This is a genomic window from Methylobacterium brachiatum, from assembly GCF_020523825.1.
Taxonomy (GTDB): Bacteria; Pseudomonadota; Alphaproteobacteria; order Rhizobiales; family Beijerinckiaceae; genus Methylobacterium; species Methylobacterium brachiatum.
Genome location: NZ_JAJALK010000005.1, coordinates 263,962 through 283,069, shown reverse-complemented (window position 1 = coordinate 283,069; position 19,108 = coordinate 263,962). Strand labels below are relative to the sequence as shown.

17 protein-coding genes are annotated in these 19,108 nt (G+C 71.4%); 7 read left to right on the top strand and 10 right to left on the bottom strand.

Annotated features, from left to right (window positions below; all coding sequences use genetic code 11):
• Positions 1–21: 21 nt before the first annotated feature.
• The 3 genes from LGR69_RS14165 to folE all read right to left on the bottom strand — a co-directional run bounded on the left by LGR69_RS14165 (position 22) and on the right by folE (position 2,367).
• On the bottom strand, positions 22–1,005 hold the full coding sequence (locus LGR69_RS14165; protein WP_007567357.1) for a patatin-like phospholipase family protein: 984 nt from the start codon (positions 1,003–1,005) through the stop codon (positions 22–24).
• Positions 1,002–1,424, bottom strand: coding sequence for a phosphoribosyl-AMP cyclohydrolase (gene hisI / locus LGR69_RS14160; RefSeq protein ID WP_007567355.1), 423 nt, complete (start codon positions 1,422–1,424; stop codon positions 1,002–1,004). The genes LGR69_RS14165 and hisI overlap by 4 nt, the downstream gene beginning before the upstream one ends.
• A gap of 106 nt (positions 1,425–1,530) precedes the next feature.
• Positions 1,531–2,367 carry a GTP cyclohydrolase I FolE gene (folE, locus tag LGR69_RS14155; RefSeq protein WP_230366402.1) on the bottom strand — a complete coding sequence of 279 codons (837 nt, stop codon included), beginning with the start codon at positions 2,365–2,367 and terminating at the stop codon, positions 1,531–1,533.
• Positions 2,368–2,617: 250 nt separating this feature from the next.
• Between folE and LGR69_RS14150 the strand changes: the two genes are divergently transcribed.
• The 7 genes from LGR69_RS14150 to uraD all read left to right on the top strand — a co-directional run bounded on the left by LGR69_RS14150 (position 2,618) and on the right by uraD (position 5,713).
• Positions 2,618–3,064: an iron-sulfur cluster assembly scaffold protein gene (locus LGR69_RS14150; RefSeq protein WP_007567351.1), complete on the top strand. Its 447-nt coding sequence runs from the start codon at positions 2,618–2,620 to the stop codon at positions 3,062–3,064.
• 6 nt (positions 3,065–3,070) lie between these two features.
• Positions 3,071–3,433 (top strand): membrane protein insertion efficiency factor YidD, encoded by a 363-nt coding sequence (gene yidD, locus LGR69_RS14145; RefSeq protein WP_007567349.1) that lies wholly within the window; start codon positions 3,071–3,073, stop codon positions 3,431–3,433.
• Between the two features lie 230 nt (positions 3,434–3,663).
• Positions 3,664–3,834 (top strand): DUF3606 domain-containing protein, encoded by a 171-nt coding sequence (locus LGR69_RS14140; RefSeq protein ID WP_007567347.1) that lies wholly within the window; start codon positions 3,664–3,666, stop codon positions 3,832–3,834.
• Positions 3,834–4,130, top strand: a complete 297-nt coding sequence (locus tag LGR69_RS31835; protein WP_268868538.1) for a DUF2934 domain-containing protein — start codon at positions 3,834–3,836, stop codon at positions 4,128–4,130. Before LGR69_RS14140 ends, LGR69_RS31835 begins: the two co-directional genes overlap by 1 nt.
• A 169-nt stretch (positions 4,131–4,299) precedes the next feature.
• Entirely contained in the window at positions 4,300–4,818 is a 519-nt protein-coding gene (uraH, locus tag LGR69_RS14130; protein WP_230366401.1) for a hydroxyisourate hydrolase, read from the top strand.
• Positions 4,819–4,845: 27 nt separating this feature from the next.
• On the top strand, positions 4,846–5,199 hold the full coding sequence (gene uraH / locus LGR69_RS14125) for a hydroxyisourate hydrolase (protein WP_007567340.1): 354 nt from the start codon (positions 4,846–4,848) through the stop codon (positions 5,197–5,199).
• A 4-nt stretch (positions 5,200–5,203) separates the two neighbouring features.
• The gene (uraD, locus tag LGR69_RS14120; protein ID WP_007567338.1) at positions 5,204–5,713 is read left to right on the top strand and encodes a 2-oxo-4-hydroxy-4-carboxy-5-ureidoimidazoline decarboxylase; all 510 of its coding nucleotides are present in this window, start codon (positions 5,204–5,206) and stop codon (positions 5,711–5,713) included.
• 3 nt (positions 5,714–5,716) lie between these two features.
• On the opposite strand, the gene LGR69_RS14115 is transcribed toward uraD, so the two are convergent.
• From LGR69_RS14115 to LGR69_RS14085, 7 genes are all read right to left on the bottom strand, one after another.
• Positions 5,717–6,955, bottom strand: a complete 1,239-nt coding sequence (locus LGR69_RS14115) for a methyl-accepting chemotaxis protein (protein ID WP_230366400.1) — start codon at positions 6,953–6,955, stop codon at positions 5,717–5,719.
• Between the two features lie 154 nt (positions 6,956–7,109).
• On the bottom strand, positions 7,110–10,259 hold the full coding sequence (locus tag LGR69_RS14110; RefSeq protein WP_230366399.1) for an Rne/Rng family ribonuclease: 3,150 nt from the start codon (positions 10,257–10,259) through the stop codon (positions 7,110–7,112).
• Positions 10,260–11,117: 858 nt separating this feature from the next.
• Positions 11,118–12,446 (bottom strand): glycolate oxidase subunit GlcF, encoded by a 1,329-nt coding sequence (gene glcF / locus LGR69_RS14105; protein ID WP_230366398.1) that lies wholly within the window; start codon positions 12,444–12,446, stop codon positions 11,118–11,120.
• Between the two features lie 48 nt (positions 12,447–12,494).
• Positions 12,495–13,682, bottom strand: coding sequence for an FAD-binding protein (locus LGR69_RS14100; RefSeq protein ID WP_230366397.1), 1,188 nt, complete (start codon positions 13,680–13,682; stop codon positions 12,495–12,497).
• Between the two features lie 121 nt (positions 13,683–13,803).
• Positions 13,804–15,249, bottom strand: a complete 1,446-nt coding sequence (locus tag LGR69_RS14095; RefSeq protein ID WP_091860859.1) for a lipopolysaccharide biosynthesis protein — start codon at positions 15,247–15,249, stop codon at positions 13,804–13,806.
• A 133-nt stretch (positions 15,250–15,382) separates the two neighbouring features.
• The gene (locus LGR69_RS14090) at positions 15,383–17,482 is read right to left on the bottom strand and encodes a methyl-accepting chemotaxis protein (protein ID WP_230366396.1); all 2,100 of its coding nucleotides are present in this window, start codon (positions 17,480–17,482) and stop codon (positions 15,383–15,385) included.
• A 470-nt stretch (positions 17,483–17,952) separates the two neighbouring features.
• Positions 17,953–18,453 (bottom strand): GNAT family N-acetyltransferase, encoded by a 501-nt coding sequence (locus tag LGR69_RS14085; protein ID WP_050732150.1) that lies wholly within the window; start codon positions 18,451–18,453, stop codon positions 17,953–17,955.
• Positions 18,454–19,108: the final 655 nt, after the last annotated feature.

The following is a 19,108-nucleotide window of genomic DNA, read 5'->3' as shown; positions in this document are numbered from 1 at the left end:
ATTGCTTAGCCGGATGGGTCTCTAGGCCCGCGCGGCCGCGCCGTTCACGACGGCGCGGATCCGGGGCAGGGCCGCCCGGGCCGCCCGGTAGCCGATCGCGATCCCCTCGTCGGCCTTGTGGAAGTCGAACAGGCCGAAACCGGCGACATCCGGGCCGATCGCCACGTCCGGCGGGTCGCGCTCCAGCCGCGCCCGGGAGATCCGGTCCTGGGTGATGTTGAAGGCACCGAGCACCACCCGGGCGATGCCCGGCACCGGGATCTCCGGCTCCTGGGGCTCGAAGCCGGGCAGGCGCGCGCGGATCAGCTGCAGGAAGCTGCGCCGCGGAGCCGGGGTCGGCACCTCGTGCACCACCGGGCCGCCGGTATCGCCGTTGAGGTTCACGCAGATCACGAGGTCGGCCCCGAGCGTGCGGGCGAGCGCCACCGGCACCGGGTTGACCAGCGTCCCGTCCATCAGCACCCGCCCCTCATGGGTCACGGGCGGGAACAGGCCGGGGATCGCGTAGGAGGCGCGCACCGCCTCGACCGTCGGGCCCTCGGTCAGGCTCACCTCCAGGCCGCTGCCGAACTCGGTGGCGACGCAGCCGAAGCGGATCGGCAGGGTCTCGATCCGGCGCGTGCCGAGATCGGCGAACAGCCGCTGACGCAGGCGGTTGCCGGCGATCAGCCCGGAACCGGGAAAGCGCGGGTCGATCAGCCGGACCACCCGGCGCCTTGTCAGCTCCCGGGCGAAGGATTCCAAGCGGTCGAGGCGGCCGGCGGCGTAGCAGGCGCCGACCACGGCGCCGATCGAGCAGCCGGCCACCACGGTGGGATGGATGCCGCCTTCCTCGAGGGCGCGGATCACCCCGATATGGGCCCAGCCCCGGGCTGAGCCGCCGCCCAGCGCCAGCCCGATGCGGGGGCCGGCGCTGGGCGGGGGGCGGATCGGCTCGACGGTGCCGGGAAGGAAATGGGGGACGGCCGGACACTCTTGCCACTGCAAGGCAAGGGACGAGCTCATGTCCCGGCCGCCTCCAGGGCGACGGCGCCATCCGGCCCGCGGACGACCCGGCGATAGAAGCAGGCGCGGCGGCCGGTATGGCAGCAGCCGCCATCGCCGCCGACCTCAACGCGGATCAGCAGCGCGTCCTGGTCGCAATCGACCCGCATCTCGACGACGCGCTGGATCTGCCCGCTGGTCGCGCCCTTGTGCCAGAGCTCCTGCCGGGACCGCGACCAGTACCAGGCCTCGCCGGTGGCGATGGTCCGGGCCAGCGATTCGGCGTTCATGTAGGCGAGCATCAGCACCCGCCCGTCATGGGCGTCGACCGCGATACAGGTGACCAGGCCGTCCCGGTCGAAGCGCGGGGTGAAGGTCGTGCCTTCCTCGACCTCGGCCCGGGTGCCGGGGGGATCGAAAGCGATGTCGCTTGCGGTCATGGCGGCAGAAGCGAGTCCGGTAAAGCTGCGTCGAGGCTATTGCGTGTAGGCTGATCGATGAAGACCGCGTGACGGTGGCCGCCCGATCGGGCGATCCGGCCCGCGGTTACTTGGTCCCGCCGCGCACCAGCGTGAGAAAGCGCACCTGCTCGCTGGCGTCGTCCTTGAACACGCCGCGGAACTGGCTGGTGATGGTCGAGACACCGGCCTTCTGCACGCCGCGCATCGCCATGCAGAGATGCTCGGCCTCGACCATCACGGCGACGCCGCGGGGCTTGAGGATGCTCTCGATCACGTCGGCGATCTGGGCGGTCATCGTCTCCTGCGTCTGGAGGCGGCGCGCGAAGGTATCGACCACGCGGGCGAGCTTCGAGAGCCCGACGACGCCGCGGGTCGGGTAATAGGCGATATGGGCGAGCCCCATGAACGGCACCATGTGGTGCTCGCAATGGGAGTAGAACGGGATGTCGCGCACCAGCACGATGTCCGAATAGCCCTCGACCTCCTCGAAGACCCGGGCCAGCAGGGCCTCGGCGTCCATCTCGTAGCCGCCGAACAGCTGCCCGAAAGCCTTGGTGACCCGGGCCGGCGTGTCGCGCAGGCCCTCGCGGTTCGGGTCGTCGCCGGCCCAGCGCAGGAGCGTGCGCACGGCGGCCTCGGCCTCGGCGCGGCTCGGCCGGCCGGTCTCGATGCCCTCGGGCACGCGGGTGGCGGAGGCGGGCTCGGGCGCGATCTCGACCGGAGCGGGGCGGCCGTCATCGACCGGGCGGTTGTCGTTGCGCATACCCGTCAGACTCTGTCCCAGATCTTGCCCATCGAGGCCGCCACGGTCCAGACCGTTTCCCTCACCCCGGTAGGACAGTGATTTAAGCGCGGCATCCATGGCATCTCCGGCCCGCGCCACACGGGACTTCATCGTGGTGCTATCAGGCTTGGCATACATCGTCGGATCGCGTCGGGCTGAGAGGGAGATCCCGGGCTCGAAACAGCTTCGAGCCGGCGCCCCGGTTGGACTTGAGCCGTGGGAACTACCTTGGCCGTGGGCGCGACCCTGGTCGACGAGCCGCCTCCTCGCGAAGCGACCGCATGCGGCCTATATCATTGTTCGCGCGGCAACACGCAATGCACGCGTCGCGCGGCAGAATCCCGATGGGCAAAAGCCCGATCGGATGACGCACCCGGCCGAGGCCCCGATGCTCGACGACATCTATAACCGCCGTATCCTCGAACTGGCCGCCGATATCCCGCGGCTGGGACGCCTGGAACGGCCCGACGCCAGCGCCACCGCGCATTCCCGCCTGTGCGGCTCGACGGTGACGGTCGACCTCGTCCTGGGCGAGGACGGCCGCGTGGCCGATTTCGCCCAGGAGGTCCGGGCCTGCGCCCTGGGCCAGGCCTCCTCGTCGCTGATGGGCCGCCACGTGGTCGGCGCCAGCGCGGAGGAGTTGCGCAATGTCCGCGAATCCATGCGGGCGATGCTGAAGGAGAACGGCCCGGCCCCCGGCGGCGCCTGGGCGGATCTCGCGGTCCTGGAACCGGTGCGGGATTTCAAGGCGCGGCACGCCTCGACCCTGCTGACCTTCGACGCGGTGGTCGACGCCCTCGACCAGATCGCCATCAAGCGTCAGGCGGCCGCGTAGGGCCCGATGGTCCGCCGCGCCGCGCATTGGGCGATTCGCACCTACCAGCTCACCCTGTCGGGCCTGATCGGCCGCCAGTGCCGGCACTGGCCGAGCTGCTCCGAATATACCGACCAGGCGATCGCCCGGCACGGGGTCTGGCCGGGGGCCTGGATGGGCTTCTCGCGGATCTGCCGCTGCGGTCCGTTCGGCACGCACGGCATCGATCTCGTGCCCGACCGCCTTCCGGATGGGGCCGCCTGGTATCGCCCCTGGGCCTATGCCCGCTGGCGCGGCGTCGAGGCCCCGCCATCGCCCTTCCTGTGCGAGTCGGTCCGCGCGGAGGAAGCGCCGGCCGAGCGCCGCCCGGTTGGGGGCAGCGCCGGGTGACGAACCGGAAGACCGATCGTCCAGAAATACGACGTCTCAGACGGACGCCGGCATCCGGATCGAGGCCGGCTCAGGCGGCCGACGACCGAGGGCTTGCCCGCCGCCGCCTCCGCGATCCGAAGGCGCCGTCCGATCGAACGATGCCTGGCAACCGATCCCGCCCTCTCCGGTTGTCCCTTCAGACAGCCCGGCCTGGCCGCGGCTGACCAGCAATCCAGAGCGTGCGAACCATGTCCACCGAGTTCAGAGGCAAGACGCATATCGACATCTACGACCGGGTGATGCGCGAGGAGTGGGCGCAGCGCTTCGGCGTCAGCGAGGAGCGGCTGCGCAAGGCCGTGACCATGGTGGGAAGCCGCATCACCAGCGTCGCCGCCTATCTCGACAGGCCGGCCTCCTGATGAAAGACGAGGCGCCGGAAACCGGTCCCGACATACGGTCCGCTCCGGAGCCCAGCGCTCCGGAGAGCGGCCCGCGCCCGCCCCCGAATCGAACCGAGGACAGGGGCGCGCCGGACGCGATCCCGTTCGAGCAGATCCGGGAGCGCGCCTACGAGTTGTGGGAGCGCAATCACCGGCCGGAGGGGTTCGAGATCGAGTTCTGGCTTCTGGCCGAGCGGGAATTGCGCAAGGAGCGCGACCGCAAGAAGGCCGATGCCGCACCGTCGCCCCCGTCGACCGACCCCGAGACACCCTGAGGCCCTCGACGGCTGGCTCGGCCTTTGCGAGACCGGGCCTGTCGATGGCGCGAGGGGCAGGCGGAATGCTGTCGCGATTCGTTTCACACCGGTTCTGTCGCCCTCTGCGGCCGAAACGCGCCGCATCCCGGGGCGAGGGGCATTCGATGCGGACGAACGGGGGACCGGCGTGGACCGTATCGCCCTGACCCGCCGGAGCCTCGGCGGGCTCGGCCTCGGCGGCGCCGTGGCTGTCGCCGGGACGCCGTCCCAGGCGCAGCCCAGCGGAGCTGCTCCCGCGTCAGGCACTCAGCCCGGGCCGCTCGCCGCGGCCCCGACCTCGCAGGCCGGGCTCGGGCCCCGGCTGACCCTGCACGCGATCGACAATGCCCACGGCACCCCGGGGGCCGGCCTGGTCTGCGACCTGTCGATCCGCGAAGGCGAGCTGTACCGGCCGATCAAGACGGTTACCACGACGGCCAATGGTCGCCCGGCCGAACCCCTTCTGGTCGACGATGCGCTGAAGCCCGGCCGCTACGAAGTGCTGCTGCATGTCGGGGCATATTTCGCCGCCCTCGGCGTGGCGCTCCCGAGCCCCAACTTCCTCGACCGCGTGCCGATCCGCTTCCAGATCCGCGATCCGCGCCAGCGCTACCACCTGCCGGTGCTGTTCACGCCCTGGGGCTATTCCTACTATCGCGGCAGCTGAGCCCAACCCTACCGGGACTGCGCATCCATGGCCGGCATCTCGACCCATGTCCTCGACACCGATCGCGGCCGCCCGGCCGCCGGGGTACGCATCGAGCTCTCGGTGCTCGACGGTGAGAGGTGGCGGCTGGTGCGCAGCGCGGTGACCAACGCGGACGGGCGCACCGATGCGCCGATCCTGCCCGCCGACGAGGCCCGGACGGGCCAGTACGAGCTGGTCTTCCACGTCGGCGACTATTTCCGGCAGCGCCCGGGCACGGCCGAGGCCGACATCTTCATCGATGACCCGGTGGTGCGCTTCGCGATCTTCGACGCCCGGCAGCACTACCACGTGCCGATGCTGTGCGCGCCCGCGAGCTTCACCACCTATCGCGGCAGCTGAGGCCATGCCGGATCTCGCCGCGATCAACCGGATGGAGGCGGAGGCCTTCGTGGCGCTGCTCGGCGGCGTGTTCGAGCACGCGCCCTGGGTGGCGGAGGCCGCCTGGCCGCACCGGCCCTTCGCGAGCGTCGGCGCCCTGCACGACGCGATGATGCAGGCGGTGCGTGCCGCCCCGGCGGAGCGGCGCCGCGCCTTCCTCAACAACCACCCGGAGCTCGCCGGCCCGGAGGCCCGGGCCCGCAGCCTGACGGCGGAATCGACGCGCGAGCAGGGCAGCGCCGGCCTCGACCGCATCACGCCGGAGGAGGCCGCGGCCTTCGACCGCCTGAACGCGGCCTACCGGGCGCGGTTCGGCGTCCCGTTCATCATCGCGGTGCGCGGGCGCAGCCGGGCCGAGATCCTGGCCGCCTTCGAGGTCCGGCTCGCCCGGGACCCGGCCGACGAGGAAGCGACCGCCCTGGAGGAGGTCGCCCTGATCACCCGCATGCGCCTGGACGGGCTGGTCGCGGACTGAGCCTCAGGCTCCGGCCGCCGCCTTGGCCTCGTCCAGGGCCGCCTCGAAGCTGGTGAAGGCCGTGGTCGCCTCGTCCCAGGCCTGGGCACGGATGTGCCGGGCCAGGGACGCGGCGAGGTCGCGGGCCCGGGTCAGGGCCGATTCCACGGCGGCCGGGCGGCTCGGATCGGCCGGGATGCCGACCGGGGGCGTATCGACCGAGCGCATCCCCACGAGGGTCGCCGCCATGGCCCGGCGCCAGGCGGCGCAATCGGCCGGGATACGCGCGAGCCGCATCGCCGCGTCGTCGCCGGCCTGCCGGTCGAGCAGGGTGCGGCCGAGATCCTCGATCCGGTCGAGCTGGCCCAGCGCATCGCCGATCTCCCGGCGGCCCTTGTCGGTGCCCTCGGCGATCCGGCCGACGCTCCGGGCGATCTCGCCGGTCGCCTGGATCTGCTGGCCCATGATCTCGGAGGCCTCGCGCATCTGGGCCGCCACGGTGGCGACGGCGCCGCTCTCCGCCTCGACCCGGACATTGGCCCGCACCATCGCGGCGGCGCCGGTCTCGACGGCGCCGCGGCTGCGCGTCACCGCGGCCTGCATCGCCGCCATCTCTTCGCGCAATCCGCCGAGCCGGGCGCGGATCTCGTCCGTCGCCTTCGCGGTCTGCGCGGAGAGCATCTTCACCTCTGCCGCAACGACGGCGAAGCCGCGGCCCGCTTCGCCGGCCCGGGCCGCCTCGATTGTGGCGTTGAGCGCCAGCAGATTGGTCTGGGCCGAGATCGCCGCGATGGTCCCGGCCATCTCCTCGATCCGCAAGGCGGCGGCCGAGAAACTGTCGAGCCGGCTGCCGATCTCCTCGGTGCCCTGCTCGATCCCGCGCATGCCGTCGCTGGCGCGCTGCAGGTCATCGACGCAGGTGGCGATGCCGGCGCGGGCGGTCTCGGCGGTCTCGGCGGCCGAGGAGGAGCGGGCCGCGATCTCGCTGGTGCTGGCGGCGAGCTCCTCGCTGGCGGCGGCGATCAGCCGGGCCTGCTCGGCGGTGCCGGAGGCGTCATGCGTCATCCAGCCGATCGAGGTGCCGGCATCGGAGGCCGCCGCCGACAGGCGCGCCAGGAGCGACATCAATTCGCGATCGGGCTCGGGGGCCTTCGGCAGGAGCGCATCCCCGGAGGGCGCGACGGGCGAGGCCGCCTGGGCGTCGGCCGTCGCCGCGGTCCCAGCCAGATCCTGGACCGGGCGCTTGCGGCGCAAACTCAACATGCGAGGGCTCCTGCGAAGGTCGATTCGGGAGCCATATTCGCACGAAACCTTCAACCGAAGATGAAGGATAACCATCCCTTATTGGAATTGGACGCAGGCGTCCGCTCGCCGGTCGGCGCCCCCGGACCGTGATGTCCGGGGGCGCCGCGGGGCCTTATTCGCCGGTGAGGGCGGCCTTGGTGCGGGACCACCAGCCGGCACGCTTGGGGCGGTCCGGATCGCTGGGCTGCGTCAGCACCACGGCGACGGGCTCGCGCGGCGGGGCGGCCTCCGTCGGTGCCGGCTCGGGCTGCGTTTCCGCGGCCTGCGGCTCCGTCGGCTGCGCGGCGGCCTCCTGCGCCGGCGTCGGCGCGACCGGCAGGTCGACGGCGACCTCGTCGTGGACGGGGGACGGGGCGGCCTCGACCGCCTCGGCCACGGCCTCGGCGCTCACCGGCTCCTCGGCCGACAGGGCGACCGCATCGGACTCCGTCTCGGCCGAACCCTCGGCGTCGCCACCCTCGCGGGTCCGGCCCTCGGCGCGGCCGCGACCGCCCCGGCGGCCGCGACGACGGCGGCGCGCGCCGTCCTCCTCGGTCCGGGCATTCTCGTCCGGACCGGCGACGGTCTCGTCGGGCTCGGCGCCCTCGGACGCCACGGCCGCGATCGGGGCCTCGACGGATTCGGGCGCCTCCTCGGTGCCGCGCTCCTCGTCCTGATCGTCCTCGTCCTGACGCTCGCCCTCGGCCTGGCCCTCCTCGGACCGGCCGTCCTGGCGGCCACCGCGCCGGCGGCGCCGACGGCGGCGGCGGCGGCCGTCGCCCTCATCGCGGGTCCCGTCCTCGCGGGCGCCCTCGTCGCGCGACCCGTCGGCGCGCTCCTCGGACCGGCCCTCGTCGGACTCGCCCTCGGCATCCGCCTCGGCCTCGTCGGTCTCCTCGACCTCTTCCTCGTCATCGAATTCCATGGCGGGCGAGATCGCCTGCGCACGCACGCCCGTCACCGGGCCCTCGGCGCGCTGGGCCGGCTCGCCGCGGTCGAGCTGGAACGCGGTGGTCACAGCCAGCCGCTCGTCGGCCGCGATCGTGATCGTCACGCCGAAGCGCAGCTCCAGCTCGCGCAGGTGCCCGCGCTTCTGGTTGAGGATGTACAAAGCCACCTCGGTCCGGGTGCGCAGGATCAGGTTGTGGGAGGCCGACTTGAGCAGCGCCTCCTCGATGGAGCGCAGGATGTGCAGCGCCACCGAGGCGGTGGCCCGCACATAGCCCGAGCCGCCGCAATGCACGCAGGGGATCGAGGAGGATTCGAGCACGCCGGTGCGGATGCGCTGGCGGCTCATCTCCATCAGGCCGAAGGGCGAGATCCGGCCGACCTGGATGCGGGCGCGGTCGTTCTTCAGGCACTCGTTGAGCTTCTTCTCGACCGCGCGGTTGTTGCGCTTCTCTTCCATGTCGATGAAGTCGATGACGATCAGGCCCGCGAGGTCGCGCAGGCGCAGCTGGCGGGCGACCTCCTCGGCCGCCTCCAGGTTCGTCCGCAGCGCGGTGTCCTCGATGTCGTGCTCGCGGGTCGAGCGGCCGGAGTTCACGTCGATCGAGACCAGCGCCTCGGTCGGGTTGATGACCAGGTAGCCGCCGGATTTCAGCGAGACGTGGGTCGAGAACATCGCGTCGAGCTGCTGCTCGACGCCGTAGCGGGCGAAGATCGGCGTCGGGTCGCGGTAGGGCTTCACGACCTTGGACTGGCCGGGCATCAGCATCCGCATGAAGTCCTTGGCCTCGGCATAGGCCTCCTCGCCGGAGACCAGAACCTCGTCCAGGTCCTTGTTGTACAGGTCGCGGATCGCCCGCTTGATCAGCGAGCCCTCCTCGTAGACCAGGGCCGGGGCCATCGAGGTCAGGGTCAGCTCGCGGACCGATTCCCAGAGCCGCATCAGGTACTCGAAGTCGCGGGCGATCTCGGGCTTGGAGCGCGAGGCGCCGGCGGTGCGCAGGATCACGCCCATCCCCTCCGGCACCTCGAGATCGGCCACAACCTCCTTGAGGCGCTTGCGGTCGGCCGCCGAGGTGATCTTCCGGGAGATGCCGCCGCCGCGGCCGGTATTGGGCATCAGCACCGAGTAGCGGCCGGCGAGCGACAGGTAGGTGGTGAGCGCCGCACCCTTCGTGCCGCGCTCTTCCTTGACCACCTGCACCAGGATGATCTGGCGGCGCTTGATCACCTCCTGGATCTTGTAGTGGCGGCGATAATGGCGGGGCCGCTCGGGGATCTCGGCCAGCGCGTCGCCGTTGCCGCCGACCTGGGCGATCCGGGGCTCGGCGTCGGGGTCGTCGGAATCCTCATCCGATTCCTCGTCGGACTCATCCTCGTCCTCGTCGTCCGAATCGTCTTCGTCCGAGTCTTCTTCGTCCGAGTCGGACTCGTCCTCGTCCTCGTCTTCCAGATCCGCCTCGTCGTCGGCCTCTCCGGTCACGGACCCGCTCCGCACGGAGGACGCCTCGGCGGCGTCCTCGGCGATCGTCTCGGCCGGCGCGTCGGCGACGGTCAGGGCCTCGGCCACGGCGACCACGGCCTCGGGCTCGACCGCCTCGTCGCGGTCGGCCGCCGGCTGCTCGGGCCGGGCCTCGGTCTCAGTCTCGGCCTTGGGCTCGGTCGCCGGAGCGGCCTCGACGGCCTGCGCGGGAATGTCCCCGGCGGCTTGCTCGGAGGCGACGGCCTCCTGCACGGCTTCCGGGTTCTCGGCGAGGGTGTCGGGCTGCCCGGCCTGGGCATCCTGGGCCACGTGCCCTTCGGCGTGACGCTCGGTCTGCGGGGTCTCGGTGTCAGACGCCTGGGCCTCCGAGGACTCGGCGGCCTGCGGGAAGTCCGAATCCTGATGGGACTCGAGAACCTGCGCAGCCTCCGAACCAAGCGGGGCCTCGGACACGTCCTCGGCGCTCACCGTCTCGTCGGTGCGGGAGCGGGCCTCGGCGCGGCGACCGCGGGAGCGGCGGGGCGACCGTCGGCGGCGCTCCTCGCGCTCGCGGTGCTCCTCGGCGTCGCGGGCCTCGTCCTCGAGCAGCGCCTGCCGGTCGGCCAGCGGGATCTGGTAATAGTCGGGATGGATCTCGTTGAAGGCGAGGAAGCCGTGGCGGTTGCCGCCATACTCCACGAAGGCCGCCTGCAGCGACGGCTCCACCCGGGTGACCTTGGCGAGATAGATGTTGCCGCGCAGCTGGCGCCGGTTGGCGGCTTCGAAGTCGAACTCCTCGACCCTAGACCCGTGGACCGTGACGACCCGGGTCTCCTCCGGGTGCATCGCGTCGATCAGCATTTTGTTGGCCATGTCGGACTCTCGGCATGGCGGCCGACGTCGTTCTCCGTGCCCGTGGTCCCGGCGGCGCCTCGCCCGACCTGCTTGTGGCCTGGCATGGAGCCGGCCTCGTCACCGAGGCGGCTGGGTTCGAGGGGAAATTGCCGTCAACCGCCGTTCGGCGCCCTGGGCGCCTGGGGTTGAACTTGGCCGGTAGGGGGAACGGGCCGGTACGACGCATGTCCTGCGCCTCCGGGGCACGCGCAGCGCCATGCTGAGCCGTGCGTCCGTCCATCCTGGTTCCGACCTCGCGAAACAATCTCGGCCGGGTGAGACCGGCCGTGAATTCCTGGATGCGGCGGAGGATCTCCACCGCGTCGTGCGACACCTGTCCGATCGGGAAAGACACCCGCCGCCGCAAGGCGAGCCGAAAAGGCCCACCGCGACGCCGCGTCCGTCTCCGCAAAGGAATTCGGCCGCGTCCGCAAACCGTTACGACGGCCGGCGGGACCGGAGAAGGGTCAGTATCATTACAGACGGCCGCAGGGATTTGGCAAGGGTCAAGCGCGGGACGATGTCACGGTATCGTCACGGCGCCCGGGCGCGGCGCTCTGGTTCGACCGGGCAAAGTTCTTATTGGGTCCGGCATCGGACGGCCGGGCGCTGCGCTTCTCCTCAAGCATAGGCTACGACGTTCACATATCGGCTTGTTCAGGCCGTCACGCGCCCCCTCTCCCGCACGGGAGAGGGTTGGGGTGAGGGGTCAGGTGTTTCTGGAGAGGTCGCATCCCTCACCCTGTCCCTCTCCCGCACGGGAGAGGGGACTTCCGCTTCATCCGGCGGCGTATGAGGCCGGTAGCTTGCGGCGGAGAAGCAAGCGTCGGCGCAGCCCTATTCCGCCGCCTCCAGCCGCGGCGCGACGCCATCGAGGGCGGCGGGCTTCGGGCCGCCGGTGGCCCAGTCCAGCAACTCCACCGTGTGCACGATCGGGATGCCGGTGCCCTTCCCGATCTGCGTGGCGCAGCCGATATTGCCGGTGGCGATCACGTCGGGTCGGATGCGCTCGATATTGGCGACCTTGCGGGCGCGCAGCTTCGCGGCGAGCTCGGGCTGCAGGATGTTGTAGGTCCCGGCCGAGCCGCAGCAGATATGGCCCTCCGGCACGTCCTTCACGGTGAAGCCGGCGCGCTTGAGCAGGGTCTTCGGCTCGGTGCGGATGCCCTGGCCGTGCTGCATCGAGCAGGCCGAGTGGTAGGCGACCACGAGGTCGCTCTCCACGGTCTCCGCCAGCTCGAGCTGGGCCACGTACTCGGTCACGTCCTTGGCGAGGCTCGAGACCCGCTGCGCCTTCTCGGCATAGGCCGGGTCCTCCCGGAACATGAAGCCGTAATCCTTGATGGTCGTGCCGCAGCCCGAGGCGGTGACCAGGATCGCGTCGAGGCCCTTGGCGATCTCCGCGTCCCAGGCGTCGATGGCCTGCTTGGCCAGGGCGTGGGAGGAAGCCTCCTTGCCCATGTGGTGGGTCAGCGCCCCGCAGCAGCCCTCCTCGGCATGGACCACCTCGATCCCGTGCCGGTTGAGCAGCCGGATCGCCGCGGCGTTGAAATCCGGCCGCAGGACGCTCTGGGCGCAGCCGCGCAGCAGGGCGACGCGCTTGGTCGCCGCTCCGCCTTCCGGCGCGAAGCGGCCGGCCCGGTTGGTCGGCTCGCTGCCGGGCAGCCGGGCCGGGGCGAGATCGAGCATCGCGGCCAGCCGGTTCCCCACCCGGGGCAGCCGCGCCACGAGCCCGCGGAACGGCGCGCCGAGCTTGGCGGCGATCAAGGCCAGCCGGAACCGGTTCGGGTAGGGCAGGATCTGCGCCAGCAGCGCGCGCAGGAACCGGTCGCCCGCGGGGCGCGCGAAGGTCGTCTCGATATGCGCCCGGGCGTGATCGACGAGGTGCATGTAATGCACCCCCGACGGGCAGGTGGTCATGCAGGACAGGCAGGAGAGGCAGCGGTCGATGTGCTTGACCACCTCCTGCGAGGCCGGCTTGCCGCCCTCCAGCATGTCCTTGATCAGGTAGATCCGCCCGCGCGGGGAATCGAGCTCGTCGCCCAGCAGGAGATAGGTCGGGCAGGTCGCGGTGCAGAAGCCGCAATGCACGCAGGTCCGCAGGATCTTCTCCGACGCCGCCATGGCGGGATCGGCGAGCTGGGCGAGGTTGAAATTGGTCTGCACGATGCCTTCCTGCCTGCGCTCCCCGGTCTGGCGGGGAGGGGACCCGTCTCAAACGCCCGCGTACATCCGGCCGGGGTTCAGCACCCCGGCGGGATCGTGCGCCGTCTTGATCCCGGCGGTGATCCGCATCAGCGGGTCCGCCAGGGGCTGGAACACCGGCACGGAAGCCCGCACGGAATCGGGGGCGCGCACCAGCGTCGCGTGGCCGCCCTGGTCGCGCAGAGCGGCGCGCACGAGGGCCGCGCCGGCATCGCCGGCCGATCCGGTGGCGAGCCAGATCAGGCCGCCGCCCCAATCGTAGAACCAGCGGGCCTCGCGCCCGGCCGCGATCGCCGCCACCAGGGCCGGCCCGTGGGTGGGGGCCGTCGAGATCCGCCACAGGGCCGTGTCGCGGGGCTCTGCCAGGGGGCTGGCGTCGCGCACCGCCCGCCACAGGGCGGTGCCGGCCTCGCCCTCCAGAAGCTCCGGGCTTCCGAAGCGCTTGAGCAGGCGGCGCAATTCGCCGGTCCGGTAATCGATCGACTCGGAAAACCCTTCGAGGCGCATCAGCGTCCGGGCCTCGGGGGCGCCGATGCCGGCGGGCAGGTGCGCCGCGCCGGTGAGCTCGAACGGCGAGCCCAGCGCCGCCGCCAGGGCCGCGACCGCCCGGGCATCGTCGAGGCCGGCAAACACCAGGGTGGCGACGCGCTCGCAGGCCGGCAGCACCTTGAAGGTGACCTCGGTGAGCAGCCCGAGGGTGCCGTGCGCCCCTGCCATGAGCTTCACCAGGTCGAGCCCGGTGACGTTCTTCATCACCCGGCCGCCCGACTTGATCGCCTCGCCGCGCCCGTTGACGAAGCGCACGCCGATCAGGCTGTCCCGGGCCGCCCCGGCATTGATCCGGCGGGGGCCGGCATTGTTGGTCGCCGCCACGGCGCCGAGCGTCGGCTCGCCGGTCGTGCCGTAAAGGCCGCGCCAGTCCATCGGCTCGAACGGCAGCATCTGGCCCCGGGAGGCGAGCAGCGTCTCGACCTCGGCGAGCGGCGTGCCGGCCCGGGCGGCCACCACCATCTCGGCCGGCTCGTAGAGCGTCACGCCGGTGAGCTTTTGCGCGGAGAGCGTCGCGCTGTCCTGCGCGGGCCGGCCGAGCCCCGCGGCGGTGCCGCCGCCGGCCAGCCGCAGGCGCTCGCCGCGCCCGGCGGCCGCGCGCACGATGTCTTCCGCCTCCGCCTCGGTGCCGGGCTCGTAGCCGCCCATCGTCTCCGCCCCGGTTCTTTTTGGACTTGTTCCAGACCCGGTTTCGCCGGAACGCGCGGCGGATTCAAGCGGAGGTGGCGTCGCGGGCTTGGCGAAGCGTGGACGATGAAGACGCGCCGGCCTATCCCGCGGCGATCGTCCGGTTCGGGCGCAGGCGCGCGACGACCTGACGGCGCAGGCCGGCAATGTCGAAGATCCAGACCAGCGCCCCGTAGAGAGCCGCCCCGGCCGGGACCAGAACCGCGAGCGCGGCGGCGGGCGGCAGGTGCCGGAACGGCGCGAGCGCCAGCCCCATCGCCCCGCAGGCGAGGGCCGCCACACCGATCTGGCCCCAGGGCAGCACGATCCGCTCGGAGCCGGTGAGCGCCCGCCAGCCGAGCCAGAGCGCGGCGGCGGCAAGCCCCAGGGTCTGGGCCAGGGCGACGCCCATCCCGCCCATCAGTGCGGGCAGCAGCAGCAGGCCGGCGCCGTTGACCGCGAGCCCGACCAGGGCGGCGGCGATCACGGGCAAGGTCCGGCGGCGGATCTGGAAGACCGGGTTGAGGGCGTAGAACATCATCGCCAGGCAGAACAGGCCGGGCATCAGCGCGACGCTGTAGCGCTCGAACGGGCCGCGATAGGCGTCGGGCACCACGAGCCCCTGGAGCGCCGGCAGCACCGCCCAGAACCCGACCGCGCAGGGCGCCAGCAGGGCGAACACGGTGCCGGCATTCTCGGCGACCTGCGCCTCGGCCGCCGCGCGGCCATGCTGCTCCTCGGCCTGCACGGCGAACTGGAACAGCAGCAGGTCGAGGGCGGTGCCCAGCGTCATCAGCGAGCGCGAGGTGACGTCGGCGGCGAGCGCGAAATAGCCGGCCTCGGCGAAGCCCGCATGGCCGGCGATCGCGCCCCGGTTCACGAAGGCGAGGCACTGATAGGCGGTGTTGGCGGCGATCAGCGGCAGGCCGTAGCGGGCGAAGATGCCCCAGGTCGCGGTGAGCCGCGGCCGCTCGAACGGCATGGCGGGGTCGCGCAGCGGATGGCGCAGCAGGATCACGGCGGCGAGCTGGCTGAGGCCGGCCGCCGCCAGCACCCAGGCCGGCTGCGGCAGCCACCAGGCGGCCGCGGCCATCAGGATGAAGGCCAGGACGTTCTTCACCGCCACGAGGCCGAGATACAGCTTGCCGTCGAACCGGGCGCGGGCCAGAGCCGCATGGTAGTCGAACACCCCGATGCCGAGCGCGGCCAGCCCCGTGCCGCACAGGACCGCCTCGCGCCCGCCCGCCCCGTCGCCGCCGAAGCCGAACGCCCCGCACAGGGCGGCGGCGCCGAGCAGCAGCAGGCCGATGCGCAGATAGGCCCGGTCGAGCCCGTGCCGGATCCAGGGCTCGTCCACGCGCACGCGCCCCGAATAGAACCGCGTCGCCGAGAGCCGCAGCCACTCGAACAGCACCGTGTTCAGCACGACCGCCCCGGTGGTCGCCAGGGCGAACCGGCCGAAATCGGCCGGCCCGAGGAGCTGGGCGATCAGCAGTCCGAGGACGAAGTTGAGCCCCGCATTGATCACGAAGGCGGCGATCACGGCCATGGACGGCGTCTCATGCGCGGCGAGGTCTCGGGGCGGCCTCAGCGATGTAGGGTCGGGGCTGTAAGACTCTCCTAACAGGGCGGGAACAGGGCGGCCCCCGGATCGCACGATCCGGTGACCCGGCGCGGGTCCGTCACGCGGCCCGGACGGTGTCGAGGAAGCGGGCGACCTCGGCATTGAGGTGCTCGGATTGCCGCGACAGCTCGGTCGCCGCGCTCAACACCTGGCTCGCCGCGTTGCCGGTCTCGTCCGCGGCACCCGCGACGCCCGCGATGTTGCGGGTGACCTCGCCGGTCCCGGTCGCCGCCTGCCCGACATTGCGCACGATCTCCTGGGTCGCCGCGCCTTGCTCCTCCACCGCCGCGGCGATCGTGGTCGCCACATTGTTGATCTCCCGGATGCGCGTGCTGATCGACCCGATCGCCGTCACGGCATCGCCGGTCGAGGTCTGGATCCGGGCGATCTGCCCGGCGATCTCCTCGGTGGCCTTGGCGGTCTGCTCGGCGAGCGCCTTCACCTCGGAGGCCACGACGGCGAAACCACGCCCCGCCTCGCCGGCCCGGGCCGCCTCGATCGTGGCGTTGAGCGCCAGCAGGTTGGTCTGACCGGCGATGTTCGAGATCAGCCCGACGACATCGCCGATCCGGCCGACGGCGCTGCTCAATTCCTGAACCAGCATGCCCGTCTGGCCGGCCTCGTCGACGGCGACCTGGGCGAGCTTGGCCGATCCGTCGACCTGCCGCCCGATCTCCTGGACCGACGAGCCCAGCTCTTCGGCCGCCGCCGCCACGGTGTTGACGTTGGATGTCGCCTGCTCGGCCGCGGCCGCCACCGTGGTGGATTGGCTGGCGGTCTGGGTCGCGGTGGTCGTCATGGTCTGGGCGGCGGCCTGCAGCTGCGTCGCCGAGGACGACACGAGGCTGATGATGCCGCCGACCGCCTGCTGGAAGCTTTCCGCCAGCTGGTGCAGGCCGGCCTTGCGCCGCTCCTCGGCGGCCAGCCGCGCCCGGGCGGTCTCCTGTTCCAGCGCATGGGCGCGGATCAGATTGTCCTTGAACACTTGGACGGCCGCGGCCATTTCGCCGATCTCGTTGCGACGGTCGCGGAAGGGCACTTCGACGGATGTATCGCCGTCAGCGAGCACCTGCATCGTGGTCGTGATCCGCCGGATCGGCCTCAGGACGCCGCGGAACACCGCGAGCAGGCCCAGGCCGACGAGCAGCACGGCGGCCAGCAGGACCACGGCATTCCGCGCCAGCGCGGCGTTCGCCGCGTGCACGAGGTTGTCGGCGCGCCCGATCATCTCGTCGAGGGCGGCCGTGCCGACATCCACGATCGTCTGCTGATCGGCCGTGTTGCGGGTCCGCGATTCCAGAAGCGTGATGCCCGGCGGCTTCTGCTGGCTGAACGCGTCGTACAGGCTCGTCCGGCGGGCCAGGCCGGTCCCCTCGAAATTGCTGGCCCCGGCCCTCCAGATCGCCGCGCGGACCGTATCCGAGGCCCCGGGGGCCGCTTCGCTCAGGCGCGCCCAGGCCGCTTCCATCCGGCCGAGCTCCGCGGATGCCACCATGGATTCGGCCAGGGGCCAGGACCGCCCCGCCGCCAGCGTCGACTGGATGCGCAGCCCGACGGCCCCGCTCGCCATGCGCATCGCCCAGGCCGCGCGCTTGATCTCGAGGTTGCGGCGCAGGACCGGATCCGACAGGGGAATCGCGGCGTCCACGGCATCGGCCGTGGCGGAAAGCGCATCCAGCATCTCCTGCCAGATCCGCTTCGTCTCCTCCGTCAGACCGGCCTCGCGCTCCGTCTTGGCCAGCCGGATGCCCTTGCCGAGGCGGGGCCGGAGGGTCGTCACCGCGTCCTGCGCGGCCTGAAGCCGCCCGAGCGTCGCCCCGACCGCCGGCAGATCCTGATCCCGCAGGCGGGTCACGATCTCCGTCGTGGCGTCACGGACAAGCCGATCGTTCGTGTCGAGCGTGTCCAGGGTCGGCCCGTCCGCGGGACTGTCGCCGGACATGCCCTGCAAGGCGACGCCCCGTGCCAGGCGCGTGGCCAGCAGGCCGTTGAGCGACGCCCGGCTCACCTGGGCGAGGGTCGCGACCTGGGCCGATTGCACCGCCTGCCTGCGCACCTCGATCAGCGTACTCGTGGCGTAGCTCAGGATGATCAGCCCCATCGCCGACAGGACGAGACAGATCGTCGTGCGGATCGAGAAACCGGTTAGGCGCGGCATCTTCAGTCTCTGAACTCTGAATATAAAACGGGACGGGATATGCGTGCCGCCGTTTTTAACATTTCAAACTGAGTGATCGACAAAACTTTTGCTCATTCGTAAAATTGATGTTTAAAATTCAATCCCCGGAAGGACAGGCTGTCGCTTGGGATAGATAATATGTTGAAATCTCAAGATCGTAAAGCGGAGATGCGAAATTTGTTCAATGATCTGTACTGACATATGCGCTGCTCAAGCGCCATTATTCCATAAATATCCAACAGGATGTGCCTGATTCAAACAAGAGAGATATAATATCGGTTCGGTTTCCGGTGTCGCGACTGATCTGCGCACCATAACAATCGGCGACCCGTGTCCGGGTGCCGGTCCCGTTCGCCGAGCATGCGTCAGGGCTGGGTCTCGCGCGATACGCCGGATCAGTGCAGCCGCAGGAGCCGATGGCCGCGATGGGGCGGCCCGGCGCGTGATCCCTACAGCCCGCGCTCGTAGCGCCAGGCCTCCATCCCGTCCTCATAATAGGCGGGCTGCACGGCGAATCGGGTGTAGCCGCGACGCTCGTAGAGGCGGATGCCGGCGCCGTTGTCGGCGCGGACCTCGAGGCGCAGGCGGTCGCAGCCATGGGCGCGGGCCTGGGCCTCCGCGGCGTCGAGGAGTTTCCCGCCGAGCCCGAGGCCGCCGCGATTGGGCGCCACCGCGATCGAGGCGAGGCGGGCGATCCGGCTGCCGCGCCGGCGCTCCAGCACCGCCGCACCGACCAGGACCGGCTCCCGATCCCCGTCCGGCCCCGGGATCAGTGCCGCCAGCACATCCATGCTGGGCGACCGGATCGCGTGACGGATCGCCCGGCGCTCCGCCCGGTCGGTGGCGAAGGCGGCGTGCTCCAGGGCGACCAGGGCATCGAGATCGGCGAGATCGGCGGTGCGGATCAGCGGTTCCGGGAGCGCGTCACCGCGGGGCGCGGGCACCGGCATGCCGGCGGCGGCATTCACGGGGGGGCTCACGCCCGGGCCGTCGCGCCGGCGCCGAAGCCGGAACGGTCCAGGCCGATACGGAAGAGTGAGGCGCCGGAGCCGGGCACGGCGGCGAGGCGATCGGGCACCGCTCTCGATCTGTTCGGCCCGGCCATCATACGCTCGTCTGAGGACATCGCTCCGGCGGTCAGATGCCCGCTTCCGGACCGCTTGGGAAGCCCGCGCGGCCAGGCGGCGGCACCCGGACTGCGCCGTTTTTGCAACGCCGCGGCCGCGGTGCGGATTTGGCGGGGAAATACGGGTCGATCGGGCCGCAATCCCCTTGTTGTCGGGGGTCGATCTCCGTATATGCGCCCTGCCCAATTTCGCACGTGCCTGTGGCCGCGTGCCGGTTGGTGGGCATCCGGTCAACTGCCGGACAGCCGCCAGGGGTCTTAAAGGATCGATGGTCGCAAGGGTGGATCCCTACGGCCGGCATCCAGGTGGCAACACCGGACCCCGACAACAACCGGCAGCCGGAGGCGAAACCGGCGAACCCCGCTCTCCACGGGGGACGCAGCTTAAAGCAACGACGAACGGGCTTTTTTGGTCTCGTCGGCCCTCCAAAGGCCGGCACCGAAGAGGCTTGTTTCTCTTTGCCCGGCGTGCGGTGGGG

Coding starts and splice junctions, on each gene's coding strand:
- LGR69_RS14140 (WP_007567347.1), top strand. CDS start 3,664: ATGTCCACCGAGTTCAGAGGCAAGACGCATATCGACATCTACGACCGG.
- folE (WP_230366402.1), bottom strand. CDS start 2,367: ATGTATGCCAAGCCTGATAGCACCACGATGAAGTCCCGTGTGGCGCGG.
- LGR69_RS14085 (WP_050732150.1), bottom strand. CDS start 18,453: ATGCCGGTGCCCGCGCCCCGCGGTGACGCGCTCCCGGAACCGCTGATC.
- LGR69_RS31835 (WP_268868538.1), top strand. CDS start 3,834: ATGAAAGACGAGGCGCCGGAAACCGGTCCCGACATACGGTCCGCTCCG.
- LGR69_RS14100 (WP_230366397.1), bottom strand. CDS start 13,682: ATGGGCGGCTACGAGCCCGGCACCGAGGCGGAGGCGGAAGACATCGTG.
- LGR69_RS14090 (WP_230366396.1), bottom strand. CDS start 17,482: ATGCCGCGCCTAACCGGTTTCTCGATCCGCACGACGATCTGTCTCGTC.
- uraD (WP_007567338.1), top strand. CDS start 5,204: ATGCCGGATCTCGCCGCGATCAACCGGATGGAGGCGGAGGCCTTCGTG.
- LGR69_RS14110 (WP_230366399.1), bottom strand. CDS start 10,259: ATGGCCAACAAAATGCTGATCGACGCGATGCACCCGGAGGAGACCCGG.
- LGR69_RS14115 (WP_230366400.1), bottom strand. CDS start 6,955: ATGTTGAGTTTGCGCCGCAAGCGCCCGGTCCAGGATCTGGCTGGGACC.
- LGR69_RS14165 (WP_007567357.1), bottom strand. CDS start 1,005: ATGAGCTCGTCCCTTGCCTTGCAGTGGCAAGAGTGTCCGGCCGTCCCC.
- hisI (WP_007567355.1), bottom strand. CDS start 1,424: ATGACCGCAAGCGACATCGCTTTCGATCCCCCCGGCACCCGGGCCGAG.
- LGR69_RS14095 (WP_091860859.1), bottom strand. CDS start 15,249: ATGGCCGTGATCGCCGCCTTCGTGATCAATGCGGGGCTCAACTTCGTC.
- uraH (WP_007567340.1), top strand. CDS start 4,846: ATGGCCGGCATCTCGACCCATGTCCTCGACACCGATCGCGGCCGCCCG.
- yidD (WP_007567349.1), top strand. CDS start 3,071: ATGGTCCGCCGCGCCGCGCATTGGGCGATTCGCACCTACCAGCTCACC.
- LGR69_RS14150 (WP_007567351.1), top strand. CDS start 2,618: ATGCTCGACGACATCTATAACCGCCGTATCCTCGAACTGGCCGCCGAT.